General features: G+C 64.8%; 13 protein-coding genes. 7 read left to right on the top strand and 6 right to left on the bottom strand.

Annotation, left to right across the window (positions count from 1 at the left end; genetic code table 11):
- Positions 1-46 precede the first annotated feature (46 nt).
- Positions 47-817, bottom strand: a complete 771-nt coding sequence (locus tag YP76_RS00355) for a CsgG/HfaB family protein (protein ID WP_046761662.1) — start codon at positions 815-817, stop codon at positions 47-49.
- 200 nt (positions 818-1017) lie between these two features.
- Here YP76_RS00355 and lepA point away from each other — a divergent pair, with 200 nt between their 5' ends.
- The 3 genes from lepA to YP76_RS00340 all read left to right on the top strand — a co-directional run bounded on the left by lepA (position 1018) and on the right by YP76_RS00340 (position 4322).
- A complete protein-coding gene (lepA, locus tag YP76_RS00350) occupies positions 1018-2823 on the top strand; it encodes a translation elongation factor 4 (RefSeq protein ID WP_046761661.1) in 1806 nt (601 codons plus the stop codon).
- 255 nt (positions 2824-3078) lie between these two features.
- On the top strand, positions 3079-3465 hold the full coding sequence (locus tag YP76_RS00345; RefSeq protein WP_046761660.1) for a PH domain-containing protein: 387 nt from the start codon (positions 3079-3081) through the stop codon (positions 3463-3465).
- A 173-nt stretch (positions 3466-3638) separates the two neighbouring features.
- Positions 3639-4322, top strand: coding sequence for a hypothetical protein (locus YP76_RS00340; protein WP_046762537.1), 684 nt, complete (start codon positions 3639-3641; stop codon positions 4320-4322).
- Between the two features lie 171 nt (positions 4323-4493).
- Here the strand turns inward: YP76_RS00340 and YP76_RS00335 are convergent, their stop codons facing one another.
- The 3 genes from YP76_RS00335 to rnd all read right to left on the bottom strand — a co-directional run bounded on the left by YP76_RS00335 (position 4494) and on the right by rnd (position 6588).
- Entirely contained in the window at positions 4494-4883 is a 390-nt protein-coding gene (locus tag YP76_RS00335; protein WP_046762536.1) for a DUF1801 domain-containing protein, read from the bottom strand.
- Positions 4884-5113: 230 nt separating this feature from the next.
- Complete coding sequence (locus tag YP76_RS00330; RefSeq protein WP_046761659.1) at positions 5114-5410, bottom strand: I78 family peptidase inhibitor; 297 nt, start codon at positions 5408-5410, stop codon at positions 5114-5116.
- A gap of 11 nt (positions 5411-5421) precedes the next feature.
- A complete protein-coding gene (gene rnd / locus YP76_RS00325; RefSeq protein WP_046761658.1) occupies positions 5422-6588 on the bottom strand; it encodes a ribonuclease D in 1167 nt (388 codons plus the stop codon).
- Between the two features lie 127 nt (positions 6589-6715).
- Between rnd and aspS the strand changes: the two genes are divergently transcribed.
- The 4 genes from aspS to YP76_RS00305 all read left to right on the top strand — a co-directional run bounded on the left by aspS (position 6716) and on the right by YP76_RS00305 (position 11052).
- Positions 6716-8500, top strand: coding sequence for an aspartate--tRNA ligase (gene aspS, locus YP76_RS00320; protein WP_046761657.1), 1785 nt, complete (start codon positions 6716-6718; stop codon positions 8498-8500).
- Positions 8501-8581: 81 nt separating this feature from the next.
- Positions 8582-9364: a polyphosphate kinase 2 family protein gene (locus YP76_RS00315; protein WP_046761656.1), complete on the top strand. Its 783-nt coding sequence runs from the start codon at positions 8582-8584 to the stop codon at positions 9362-9364.
- An 87-nt stretch (positions 9365-9451) separates the two neighbouring features.
- Positions 9452-10780 carry a methyl-accepting chemotaxis protein gene (locus tag YP76_RS00310; RefSeq protein WP_046761655.1) on the top strand — a complete coding sequence of 443 codons (1329 nt, stop codon included), beginning with the start codon at positions 9452-9454 and terminating at the stop codon, positions 10778-10780.
- A gap of 86 nt (positions 10781-10866) precedes the next feature.
- Positions 10867-11052: a hypothetical protein gene (locus tag YP76_RS00305; protein WP_046761654.1), complete on the top strand. Its 186-nt coding sequence runs from the start codon at positions 10867-10869 to the stop codon at positions 11050-11052.
- Positions 11053-11185: 133 nt separating this feature from the next.
- On the opposite strand, the gene greB is transcribed toward YP76_RS00305, so the two are convergent.
- Complete coding sequence (gene greB, locus YP76_RS00300) at positions 11186-11671, bottom strand: transcription elongation factor GreB (RefSeq protein WP_046761653.1); 486 nt, start codon at positions 11669-11671, stop codon at positions 11186-11188.
- A 12-nt stretch (positions 11672-11683) separates the two neighbouring features.
- Complete coding sequence (locus tag YP76_RS00295) at positions 11684-13720, bottom strand: lytic transglycosylase domain-containing protein (protein WP_408640423.1); 2037 nt, start codon at positions 13718-13720, stop codon at positions 11684-11686.
- Positions 13721-13814 lie beyond the last annotated feature (94 nt).

Here is a 13814-nt window from a genome sequence, read left to right as displayed (position 1 = left end):
GCGCCGCCGGTGAGCCCGGCAGCGCCCCTTCAGCAATAGCCGCGATTTACTGGGCGCGGGGTGCCGCCGCCGCTGCGTTGGCGGGCAGGCCGCCGAGTTGGGTCACCAGCTTGGTATAGGCGTCGAGATAGGCGAGCACGATCACCTGGCCGATCTCGGTATTCTGATAGCCGCCGCCGCCGGCGGCGGCCAGACCGCCCATCCAGCCCGCGCCGCCGCCTGCGCCGAAGCTCAGGTCCGACTTGCGGGAATAGCCTTCCGTCAGCGCCTCTTCCTCGGTCGTGCGGGCGTTGACGATCGAGAGCGTCACATTGGCCTCGCTCTTCTTGATCGAGATGCCGCCGGCCAGTGCGCCGAAGGTCCGGCCGCCCAGGAAGCCGCCGAGCATGCCGCCCAGAGCGTTGCCCCCCGAATTCTTGTTCGAGGAGACGATGTCGGGCTGGAGGAAATAATCCGCCGCCTTCACCTGGCCCTTGCCAAGGTTCGAACCCGCCTGGAGTTCGCCGGAGTCGGCCATGGCGCGTTCCATATTGCGGTTGGCCATGGCGCGGCCACGGTTGACCAGGCCGAAGCAGCCCGACTGCTGGATGAAGACCTTGAGGATCGCCTCCGGGCTGCCCAGGTTCAACTCACGCCACCACTGGTTGTCGGGCTCGACGATCGCAACCGTGCCCAGGCGACGGGTGCAATGAGGGATTTCGGCGGTTTTCTTGGCCTGCTGCTGCCGTGCGGACGATCCCTTGTCGGCAGCCATTGCGGGAGAAGCCACGACAGCCAGACCGGCTGCGGCAGCGACGAATTTCGTGAACACACGCATTGTCATGCACCCCTGAAAGTTGCTGATGTCTTTTTGCTTTTGTAGCGCCCCGATATTGGAGCCAAGCTCTAGCACAACCGCGTGGGCGCGCAAGTAATGCGAATGGTTATCATGGCTGTGGCCTTCTTCGGTGCGCCGTCTGGCACGTCGATGCGCGAGGCTGCTGACAGGCCCGTAAATGGCTGCTATCGGCGCGGTCCATGACCGATCTCTCGCACATCCGCAATTTCTCGATCATCGCCCATATCGACCATGGCAAGTCGACATTGGCCGACCGCCTGATCCAGCGCACCGGGGGGCTGACCGACCGGGAGATGAGCGCCCAGGTTCTCGACAATATGGATATCGAGAAGGAGCGCGGCATCACCATCAAGGCGCAGACCGTGCGGCTCGACTATGTGGCGAAGAATGGCGAGACCTATGAGCTGAACCTCATGGACACGCCGGGCCATGTCGACTTCGCCTATGAGGTGAGCCGGTCGCTGGCCGCCTGCGAAGGCGCGCTGCTGGTGGTGGATGCGGCGCAGGGCGTGGAAGCGCAGACGCTGGCGAACGTCTACCAGTCGATCGAGCATGACCATGAGATCGTGCCGGTGCTCAACAAGATCGACCTGCCCGCCGCCGAACCGGAAAAGGTGCGCGCGGAAATCGAGGAGGTGATCGGTCTCGACGCGTCGGAGGCGGTGCTGGCGAGCGCCAAGTCCGGCATCGGCATCGACGACATATTGGAAGCCGTCGTCGCCAAGATTCCGCCGCCCAAGGGCGACCGGAACGCCCCGCTGGAGGCGATGCTGGTCGATAGCTGGTACGACCCCTATCTGGGCGTCGTCATTCTGGTTCGCGTCGTCAACGGCGTCATCAAGAAGGGCCAGCAGATCAAGTTCATGATCGGCGAGACCGAGCATCTGATCGACCGCGTGGGTTGCATGCGGCCCAAGATCGAGCAATTGCCCGAACTCGGCCCCGGCGAGATCGGCTTCATCACCGCGCAGATCAAGGATATCAGCCAGACCCGCGTCGGCGACACCATCACCACGGTCAAGAATCCCGCCGCCGCGCCGCTGCCGGGCTTCAAGGAAGTGCAGCCGGTGGTGTTCTGCGGCCTGTTCCCGGTCGACGCCAATGATTTCGAGAAGCTGCGCGATTCGATTTCGAAGCTGCGACTCAATGACGCCAGCTTCTCCTTCGAGATGGAGACGTCGGCTGCGCTGGGGTTCGGCTTCCGCTGCGGGTTCCTGGGCCTCCTCCATCTGGAGATCATCCAGGAACGGCTGACGCGCGAATATGATCTCGACCTCATCACCACCGCACCCTCGGTGGTCTATGAGATGCACATGAAGGACGGGGAGGTGAAGCATCTGCACAACCCCGCCGACATGCCCGATCCCAACCATATCGAGATGATCGAGGAGCCGTGGATCGAGGCGGTGATCTACTGCCCCGACGAATATCTGGGCTCGATCCTCAAGCTCTGCCAGGACCGGCGCGGCATCCAGAAGAACCTGACCTATGTCGGCGGGCGGGCGCAGGTGACGTACGAACTGCCCTTGAACGAAGTGGTGTTCGATTTCTACGACCGGCTGAAGTCGATTTCGCGCGGCTATGCCAGCTTCGACTATCACCAGATCGGCACGCGTGAGGGCGACCTCGTCAAGATGAGCATCCTCGTCAACAATGAGCCGGTCGATGCGCTCAGCATGATCGTCCACCGCAGCGCGGCCGAATCGCGCGGGCGGCATATGTGCGAGCGGTTGAAGGACCTGATCCCCCGCCATCTGTTCAAGATTCCGATCCAGGCGGCGATCGGCGGCAAGGTGATCGCCCGCGAAACGATCGCGGCGATGCGCAAGGACGTGACCGCCAAATGCTATGGCGGGGACATCACCCGCAAGAAGAAGCTGCTGGAAAAGCAGAAAGAGGGCAAGAAGCGGATGCGCGAATATGGCAGCGTGCAGATTCCGCAGGAAGCCTTCATCGCGGCGCTGCGCATGGGGGATGAGAGCTAAGTCTGTCTGGCAATGCGCCTATCGGCACATACCCCGCACCAGCCCGCTCCCCCGCCCGGCCACCCAAACGGCAGTATCATATGGGTGGCCGGGCGGGGGAGCGGGCTGGTGCGGCACTGAAATGCGCTCTTTCGCATTTCCAAACAGACTCCAAGGCCATCGCGTTTCCGTGCCGTATCCCGTCTTGACCATGGCGCTGCTTCCATGGTCAATGCTTCCATCGTCTATTCAGGCGGTTAACGGCAGGGGACCGGCATGAGCGAGACATGGCTGTATGACGAGCATCCGGCGATGTTCCGTGCGCACCCCTTCCTGTTCATCCTGTTGCTGATTTCGGTCGTCGGCATAGTGGCGATCGGCGTGTGGTGGGTGTTGCGCAAGGGTGAGCGGCTGGCGCTCAGCGACCGTGAGGTGCTGCTGGAGCGCGGCTTGCTGGCCAAGCAGCGGACCGAAATCGCCCTGTCCAGCATCCGCAGCGTGCGGATTACCCAGACGCTGGGCCAGCGCATTTTCAACGTCGGCAATGTCGAATTGTTCAGCGCCGGCGACATGGCGGAAATCGCCATCAAATCCATGCCGCGGCCGGATCGCATCCGGGCGATCGCGGCTTCCCGCAACCTCGATCTGCTGCCGCAGCGATAAGATTGCGGCAGGCCCTCTTGACTTGTTCGCATTTATTTCAACGATAGGGTCATAGCGAGAAGGGGCCCTTTCAAGTGCCCCCAGCCTAGCAGGAAGGACGCTGAAGGAATGCCGGTCCGCGAATGGCGCGGGTTCGGCTTGCCAAGGGGTCGTCGTGCATGGGCTTGCGTGTGATGCCGTCGCTACCAGAACTCACCGCACAACAGCGGGAGGAGGTTCGCCAGGCCTGCGGCTTTGCCTGCGTCCGTTGTGGCGTGACGATCTACCGCTATCTGCGCCTGCCCGAGAGCCATGGCGCCACGCTGCTGTGCCCGACATGCCACGGGCTGGTGGAGGAAGGGCGGCTGACGCCGATGCAGGTGCAGGGGTTCCACACCAATCCGGTCGTGCGACAGCGCCATTTCGCGCGGGATCGCCTGCCTTTCTCACCGGAACTGCCCTCCCTGATCATGGGGGGCTCTCCCTTGCTGCGCGACACGCCGATTCCCCTGACGCTGGAGGGTGAGCCGATCCTCATCTTCGCGCCGCCGCGCCGCAGCAACGGCGCGACCCGCATCAGCCTGCGCATGGGCGACAGCGATGGCGAGCCGACGCAGATCATCGACGGCAATGAATGGCTGCCCGAAAATGGGAGCTGGCATTTCCTGCTGCGGGGCGATCGGTACAGCATGATGGCGGCGCGGGGCGATGGGCTGGCGGTGCTGCGGATCGTGGCGCGCAACCGGATCGCGGTGGAGCATCTGCGGACCACCATCAGGGGCCGCCGGCTGGAGGTCACGCCCGACTGGCTGGAGATTGACGGCAAACGCTATGTCGGCCGCATCGGTAGCGGGACGCTGATCGGGCTGGAGTGCTGAGGTCAGAGTCTGTTTGGAAATGCGCCGCTCGACGCATCGCCGCACCAGCCCTCTCCCCCACCCGGCCACCCAACGGCAGTATTCTATGGGTGGCCGGGTGGGGGAGAGGGCTGGTGCCGCCTCGAAATGCGCTCTTCCGCGCATTTCCAAACAGACTCTCAGCGCTTCCTCTCAGCGCTTCCCGCCGCGCCTGGTCATGTTGAGGGCGATCGCCGCCCGGATGAGCGCCTTGAAAGCCTCTGCGTCGATCGTTTCGCCTTCGTGAATGTCGATCGCACGGCGGACATTGCCGTCCAGGCTGGCGTTGAACAGGCCTGACGGGTCGTCCAGCGACGCGCCCTTGGCGAAGGTCAGCTTCACGGCCGTCCTGTAGCTTTCCCCGGTGCAGAGGATGCCGCCATGCGACCAGACCGGGACGCCGCGCCATTTCCATTCCTCGACCACATGCGGATCGGCATCCCTGATAAGCTGGCGGACATGTCGGAGGGTTTCGCCGCGCCAATCGCCCAACTCCCGGATCCGGGCGTCGATCAGCGCGGAAGGGGTATTCGTGTCATCCATGTGCGGCGGCTCCTGCATCCCGATCCGTCTAGCATGGAAGATGACCGATGGCGTAGCGATGACGCCGAGAGGGGCCTAGCCTCATTGCATCATCGCTACGCCGCCCATGGGGACCACCCGAGGGGCCGGCCGATCGCGATCAGGGGGACCGGGACCGTCGACGGAACGATTACGACCGAGGGGCGCCCTTTATTCCATCGGAAATAAGTCGGATTCGGTAGTTGTCGGTTTCAGCCGCAGCGAGCGGAGGTGATGGTCATCTTCCCGTCATAGCTGACGGTCAGGCGGTCGGGGCGGAAATCCATCGTCATCGCCATGCCCGGTGCGCCCCAGCGCAGGGTCCGCGCGCCCGAGGCCTTCAGCAACTCCGTGCCCAGCTCCGCGCTGGCGATCTGGCCGATGAAGCGGCCGAGACCTTCGTTGCGGCAAGGACCTTCAGCGACGGCCGGCGGCGTTGCAGGACCTTCGCCCGCTGCGCCCGCGCAGGCCGCCAGCAGGGGAAGGAGGGCAAGGGCTGCGGTCCGCATGATGGAAGCTCCTACTCCGTCCGGGTCATTTTGAGGCGGCCGTTCTTGACCGCGAAGGCGAGCCGGCCCTCCACCAGATCGACGGCGTCGCGGCCGAACTGTTCATAGCGCCAACCCTCCAGGATCGCGAGATCGTCGCGCACGCCCGCCGCCAGCGCGTCGATATCGTCGCTGCGGGCGATCAGCCGCGCGGCGACGTTGATGTCGCGCGAACGGATTTTCAGCAGCAGCTTCAGCAGATCGGCCACCAGCGCGCCGTCCTTGCCCAGGCCCGGGCGCTTGGGGTCGCGTTCGGGCATCTCGTCCTTGCCCAGCGGCTTGTGGTTGGTGAGCGCCAGCATCAGCCGGGCGCCGATGTCGTTGGTCTTCCAGGTGGCGGAAAGGCCGCGCACCTTGCCAAGGTCTTCCTGCGCGCGTGGCGGATGACTGGCGATGTCGGCCAGCGTCTCGTCCTTGACGATGCGGCCGCGGGGCAGGTTCTTGTCCTGCGCCTCGATCTCGCGCCAGGCGGCGAGTGCCTTGAGGCGGCCGAGTACGTCGGGCTTGCGGCTGGCGATGCGGACGCGCTGCCAGGCTTCCTCCGGCACGTTCACGTAATTTTCCGGGTTGCTGATCCGCTCCATCTCCTGGTCCAGCCAGTCGCCCCGGCCGGTGCGGCGCAGCTCGTCCAGCATCTTGGGGAAGATCTGGATGAGATAGGTGACGTCGCCGATCGCATAGTCGATCTGCCGCTTGTCGAGCGGACGGCGCGCCCAGTCGGTGAAGCGGGCGCCCTTGTCGAGCTGCACGCCCAGCCATGCGTCGACGAGGTTGCCGTAGCCGATCTGTTCGCCCAGCCCCAGCGCCATCGCCGCGATCTGCGTGTCGAACATCGGGTGAGGGGTCTTGCCGGTCAGGTTGTAGATGATCTCCAGATCCTGCCCACCCGCATGGAAGACCTTCAGCACATCCTCATTGTCGACCATCAGGTTGAGCAGGGGCGACAGGTCGAGGCCGGGTGCCTTGGGATCGATCGCGGCGGCCTCGTTCGAGTCCGCGACCTGCACCAGGCAGAGGTCGGGCCAATAGCTGTTTTCGCGCATGAACTCGGTGTCGACCGCAATATAGGGCGATTGGGCGATCCGGGCGCAGAATGAAGCGAGAGTCTTGCTGTCGGTAATCAGCGGATGGATTTGCATATGGTCTTCGATCTTATTATGGGCTGGCCCGTCGCACGCGGGCTCGTCAATGCTTGACAAGACTGCCCATAGCGGCGCTGCAACAATTTGTCATTTCCGTAAAACGTAGCTGAAAGAATAGATCGCCATGCATGCTTATCGCACTCATACCTGCGGCGCCCTGACCTCGGCCGAGGTCGGCAATGAGGTGCGCGTGTCCGGCTGGGTGCACCGCAAGCGCGACCATGGCGATCTGGTCTTCATCGACCTGCGCGACCATTATGGCATGGTGCAGATCGTCACCGAGGTCGACGGGCCGGTGTTCAAGGTGATCGAATCGCTGCGCGCCGAAAGCGTCGTGACGGTGACGGGCAAGGTCGTGGCCCGCGCCACGGAGGCCGTGAACCCCAACCTGCCGACCGGCGAGGTCGAGATTCGCGCTCTGGACGCCGTCGTGCTCTCCGCCGCCGCCGATTTGCCGCTGCCGGTTGCGGGCGAGCAGGACTATCCCGAGGATATCCGCCTGCGCTACCGCTTCCTCGACCTGCGGCGCGAGACGCTGCACGCGAACATCGTCAAGCGCACCAAGATCATCTCCGACATGCGCCGCCGCATGGAGGGCATTGGCTTCACCGAATATTCGACGCCGATCCTGACGGCCTCCTCGCCCGAGGGCGCGCGCGACTTCCTGGTGCCGAGCCGCATCCATGCGGGGAAATTCTACGCCCTGCCGCAGGCGCCGCAGCAATATAAGCAGTTGCTGATGGTCGCCGGTTTCGACCGCTATTTCCAGATCGCGCCCTGCTTCCGCGACGAAGACCCGCGCGCCGACCGCCTGCCGGGTGAGTTCTACCAGCTCGACCTGGAGATGAGCTTCGTCACGCAGGAAGATGTGTGGAACACGATGGAGCCGGTGATTGCTGAGGTTTTCGAGGCGTTCGCCAACGGCAAGCCGGTGACCCCCGCGGGCAGCTTCCCGCGGATTCCGCATGCCGAGGCGATGCTGAAATATGGGTCGGACAAGCCCGACCTGCGCAACCCGATCCTGATCACCGACGTGACCGAGCATTTCGTGGGTTCGGGTTTCGGCATCTTCGCGGGGATCGTGGAGAGCGGCGGCGTGATCCGCGCGATCCCGGCGCCGGGCGCGGGCGCGGGTAGCCGGAAGTTCTTCGACGACATGAATGTCTGGGCGCGGGCCGAGGGCTATTCGGGCCTGGGCTATATCAACATCAAGGACGGCGTGCCCGGTGGCCCCATCGCCAAGAATCATGGCGAGGAGCGTACGGCGAAGCTGATCGAGGCGCTGGGCCTTGGCCCCAATGACGGCGTGTTCTTCGCGGCGGGCAAGGAGTCGCAGGCGGCCAAGCTGGCCGGTCTGGCGCGCATCCGCGTGGGTGAGCAGTTGGACCTGATCGACAAGGATCGGTTCGAATTGTGCTGGATCGTCGATTTCCCCTTCTACGAATATGATGAGGACACGAAGTCGATCGACTTCGCGCACAACCCCTTCTCCATGCCGCAGGGTGGGTTGGACGCGCTGAACGATCAGGACCCGCTGACCATCAACGCCTATCAGTATGACATGGTCTGCAACGGCTATGAGATCGCCTCGGGCTCGATCCGCAACCAGTCGCCCGAACTGATGGTCAAGGCGTTCGAGAAGGTGGGCCTCAGCCAGGCGGATGTGGAGGAGCGCTTCGGCGGTCTGTACCGCGCCTTCCAATATGGCGCGCCGCCCCATGGCGGCATGGCGGCGGGCGTGGACCGCATCGTGATGCTGCTGTGCGGCGCGCAGAACCTGCGCGAAATCACGCTCTTCCCGATGAACCAGCGCGCCGAGGATTTGCTGATGGGCGCGCCGAGCGCGGCCGAGTTCAAGCAGCTGCGCGAACTCAACATCCGCGTGGTGGAGCCCCAGGCCAAGGCCTGAAACCTTATTGCGTGACGGCTTGTTAAAGCCCCGTCCCTGTTCCAGAACGGGGGCGGGGCTTTGCTTTTGCCGGAGGGACGCATGACCATCGACCTCGCCGATTATGAGAAAGGTGTGAAGCTCAAGGGCGATTATGAGGCGCAGCTGGCCGCACTCCAGCAGCGGCTCGCCAAGATCCAGGTCGCCCACATCATCCACGACCGGCGCAGCGTCATCATGCTGGAAGGCTGGGACGCGGCGGGCAAGGGGGGTATCATCAAGCGGATGACCGCTGAATGGGACCCGCGCTATTTTCAGGTCCATCCCATCTCCGCGCCCAGCGAGACGGAGCGCGATCATCATTTCCTCTGGCGTTTCTGGACGCGGCTGCCCGCCGGGCGGAACATCTCCATCTTCGACCGGAGCTGGTACGGCCGGGTGCTGGTGGAACGGGTCGAGGGCTATTGTTCCAAGGGCGAGTGGAAGCGCGCCTATGAGGAGATCAACGCGTTCGAAAAGCAGCAGGTCGACGCCGGGACCAATATCGTCAAGCTGTTCGTTCATATCACCCAGGAGGTACAGGACGAACAGCTCGCCCAACGACTCGATACGCCGTGGAAGCGGTGGAAGACGGGCGCGGACGATTATCGCAACCGGGCGAAGCGGGCCGACTATCTGGATGCGATGCACGACATGTTCCACAAGACCGACAGCAAATATGCGCCATGGCATGTGATCGACAATAATCATCGTCGGGCCGGACGGATCGCGGCGCTGACCATGGTGGCCAAGCGATTGGAAAAGCTGGTCCCCATGGATTTTCCAGAGGCCGACCCTGCGGTGGTGAAGCTGGCGGCCAAGGCCTATGGCTATAAGCCTGTCTAGGAATATCTTATGAAAACATATGGTTGTAACAAAACTGTCACCAAATTCTAACGACCCGTTTACCATTTCGGGCCTAATCGAGCGGCCATGTACGCACCGCAGATGCTCGACCCGTCCCCGACCGAAGCCAGGGCTCGCCCGGAGGCGGCCCTGTTCCTGGTCGCGCCCAGTCCGGCGATCCGGCTGGGGCGGCCGCTGAGCGAGGCGGTCGACCATTTCCAGCATGACCCGGCGCTGCGCCTGCTGCCGGTACTGGATGCCGCGGACCGGCCGGTCGGGGCGATCTATGAGCGTGACATGCGGCGCATCCTGTTCAACCCCTTTGGCCATGCGCTGCTGCGCAATCCCAGTTTCGGCGGGCGGCTGGACGATCATGTCCGGCCCTGCGCCACGGTCGAACGGCGCGCCAGCATCGAGGCGCTGATCGATCTCTATGCCGCGCAGGGACAGGGTTGTGAGGGGCTGATCGTCACCGAAGACGGACGGTATGCGGGGATGGTCGGCGGTCAGTTGCTGCTGAAGCTGGCGGCGGAGCGCGATGCGCGAGTGGCACTGGCGCGGGTCGAGCGGCTGGAACGGGTGACGCGGGAAAGCGCGACGTTCCGGTCCGACATCGAAACGCTGATCGGCGATCTGGTGGGAATGGCCGACATGCTGTCCCGCCTGGCTGAGGACGCCGCGGAGCGGGCGGCGCATAATGGACAGGCCTCGGCGGGCATGGCGGTGGCGGCGGCGCAGACGGCGGATAATCTGTCGGGTATTGCAGCGTCCGGGCGCGAGCTGGGGCTGCTGTTCCGGTCGATGGAGGCCGAAGTGCATGAGGCAGGCGCCGCCATTCGCGCGGCGGTGGAGCAGACGCAGTCGGGGTCGGCCCAGACCCGCATGCTCAGCGCGCAGGCGGACGGGATCGGCGAAGTGACCGCGCTGATCGACAGCATCGCCCGGGCGACGACGACGCTGGCTCTCAATGCCGGGATCGAGGCGGCGCGGGCCGGGGAGGCGGGGCAGGGCTTTGCCGTTGTCGCGCGGGAGGTCAAGTCGCTCGCCGGGCAGACCCGCGATGCCGCGGCGGAGATTGCCCGGCGAATCGACCATATCCGCCTGACCGTCGGCCATGTGGCGCAGGGTCATGCCCATATGGACGCCGCCATGGCGACGGCGGACCGGCTGTCGGCTTCGGTGTTCGAGGCGGTGGCGCGGCATGGCGCCTTCAGCCAGGCGATCGCGGGCAGCGTCGGGGAAGCGGGCGAGGCGAGCGAGCATATCCGTACCAGCGCCAGCCGGATCAGCGCCAATGCGAGCGCGGCGGTGGAGGATGCGCGGGCGATGCGCAGTGCGGCGGGCCGGCTGTCGGAGGAGGCGCACCGGCTGGAGGATCGCGCCGGAGCCTATATCCGCGCGATTCAGGCGGCATAGGGCTGAATATGGCCCTCGCGGGAAAAGGGGCTGGCTTCGGACGGAATTCGGGCTAGGCTCGCCCTCCATAAAGAAGGAGAGGATGCATGCTCGTCATGTTCGTGGGCGCCGACCGGACCGAAACCGCCGTCAATGCCGCGCAGGTCACCTTCGTTTCATCGGTCACCGACGGCACCCGCATCCGCTTCGGCGAGGGGCGCAGCGTGACCGTGGTGGAACCGATCGGGGAGGTGATGGAGCGGCTCAACCATTCGCTGCGGCCGCATGATTAGAGCGCGCTGCGTTAAATCGTACGCAAGTCGCGCGCTCTAAGCTTTTGTTGTCGTATCGTTTTAAGCGCAAAACGGGTTCCCACTTTTGCGCACGATACTCTAGCACCGCTATCCGGGAATGGCGGCAAAATGATCACTCCGGATAGCGGATCGCCATCACTTCATATTCCTTTTCCCCCGCGGGGAGCATCACGCGGCGCAGGTCTCCCACGGCCGCGCCGCGCAGGGCGCGGGCGATGGGCGTGGCCCAGCCGATGCGGCCGGCGCCCGCGTCCGTCTCGTCATTGCCGACCAGGGTGACGGTGCGGTGGTTGTCATCCTCGTCCGCGATGGTGACGGTGGCGCCGAAATAGACCTTGCTCTTGTCGGGTTGCTGGCGCGGATCGACGACCTTGGCGTCCTTCATCTTGCGCGACAGGCGCTTCAATTGCCCGTCAATCTCGCGCATCCGCTTGCGGCCATAGAGATAGTCGCCATTTTCGCTGCGGTCGCCATTGCCCGCCGCCCAGCTCACCACCTCCACGATCCTGGGGCGCTCGATCCCGAGGAGCTGGTCATATTCGGCGCGCAGCTTCGCAAAGCCTTCGGGAGTGATGTAATTGGGGTGGGCGGTGCTCATGCCCCGCCCATATCAGCCCGGTGTCTGCTTGCCGAGATATTTGGACAAGGGCGTCGTGGTCCCCCGGAAGCGGGCGCGCTGAGGGTTCATCGCCTCGTAGACCACGGCATTTTCCAGCACGCGCTGGACATAGTTGCGCGTCTCGAACAGCGGGATCTGCTCGATCCAGCGCAGCATGTCGGCGCCGGGCAGGCGCGGATCGCCGTTGGCGGCGATCCAGCGGTTCACATTGCCCGGCCCGGCATTATAGGCCGCCACCGCCAACGGGTAGCTGCCGCCATAATAGTCGAGCATCCGCTGGAAATAGGAGGAGCCGAGCATGATGTTGTAGCTGGGATCGTTGAGCGAACTGGGATCGTAGCTCATCCCCAGCTTGCCCGCCTGCTCGCGCGCGGTGCCGGGCATCAGCTGCATCAGGCCCCGTGCGCCCGCATGGCTGACGATCTGCCGGTCGAACTGGCTTTCCTGCCGGGCGATGGCATGGACCATGGTCCAGTTATATTGCGCCTCGGACGGGACGGGCACGCGCGGGAAGGCGCTGGTGCCATAGCCGGTGAGGCCGCTCGACACGGCGCGGCGGCCGACCATCACCCCCATGTCCGGGCGGCCGATGCTCTGGGCGAGTTCCACCGCCAGATAATGATCGGCGTCGCTGTCGGCATTGTTGGCGATGGCGCGGGCGAATTTGCTCTGGTCTTCCCAATAGCCCATTTCGCCCAGCGCCTTCACCGCGCGAACGACCGAGCGGTTGGCGAACGCCGCGCGTTCAGCGGCCGAGATTTCGACGGGGCGCTCGACGGTGGCCGGCGCGGGGATCGGGCGGCCCAGCCGTTCGAGTGCCAATTGGCCGTAGAATTGGTCGGGGAAGACGGCGGCGCGTGCGAAATAGCTGTTCGCGCTGGCGGCATCGCCCGCCTGGAGCGCGGCGCGCCCGGCCCAGTAGAAACCCTTGGACTGGGTCTGAGGTGACTTGGCGGCGGTGGCGTAACGGCGGAACATCTCCACCGCGTCCAGCGGCTTATTGAGATTATAGAAGGCCGTCGACCCCGCCAGCCAGGCAAGGCTGGTATAATCGTCGCGCTCGCCGATCGGCCGCGTGTTGACGTCGGTGCCGGGCAGATAGGCGTCGTCCAGCTTGCTGGCGATGCCGTAGGCGAAGCTCCACTGGCTGTCGTTGGCGGCGGCGCGCGCCTGGGTCAGCAGCGTTTCATACCATTTCTCCGCGTCGCCCGGCCGGAAGGTCAGCGCCGGGCGATTGGCGAGATATTGGCGGCCGGCGATCCAGTTGCCGGTATTCAGCATCCAGCCTGCCTTGTCCGCGATGAAGCCGGCGTCGGTGGCGCCGACCGCCTCGCCAAGCTGCATCTTCATCGTCGCGTCGGGCGCCTTCTGGCGGAAGGCGATGCGCGCGTCATAGACCGGGCGGCGGGCGGGGGAGACATAGGCTAGCATCCGCTGCGCGCCCATGATGTCGCCCTTCCACAGCAGGGCGTCGGCGCGCAGGTCATGTTCGACCGAGGTCCAGCCGGAACCGAAGAGTGAGAGCAGCCGCGCCTCGTCATCGGGCGAGAGCGTGCCGCCGATCCAGGCATTGCGCGCGGCGACCCGCGCCTCGCCCATGCGGTTCTGCTGCATCAGCGCCAGCGCGTAACGGGCATTGCCGGTGGCGGTGCGGGGCGGGAAGCGGGTGAAGAAGCCGACGACCTGGCCCGGATCGTAGCTGTTGGGGTTGATGCCGGTTTCCGCCAACCGCCGCATCCGGTCCTCGCCCGGCCAGCCGGGGTTCGCCATGATGAAGCTCATATAGGTGGAGGAACCGAGGCCATCGCTTTGCTGGAGCGCGCGCCACTGGCTGATCGTGCCGGAGATCGAAGGATCGCTCGCCACGCCGATTCGGCCTTGCGCCCTTTGCCAGGGGCTCGGTTCGTTCGAACTTGGAATCGGCTGGACCACGGCGCCCGGCGGATAGGCCGAAGCGGGCGGAGGCACGGGCGTTTCCGTCTGGGCGCTGGCGCCCGCGGTGAACAGCAAGAGAGCAATCAAAGGCATACGGACCATGACAGTTTCAGAACAGGAGGGCGACAGCCTACTAGACATGATCGCAATTGCATCCTTATCAGGCCATGAATGACGCGCTATAGCG

It is taken from the genome of Sphingobium chungbukense (genome assembly GCF_001005725.1).
GTDB classification, from domain to species: Bacteria; Pseudomonadota; Alphaproteobacteria; order Sphingomonadales; family Sphingomonadaceae; genus Sphingobium; species Sphingobium chungbukense.
The sequence above is the reverse complement of the archived record's forward strand: the minus strand, read 5'-3'. Positions and strand labels throughout refer to the sequence as shown.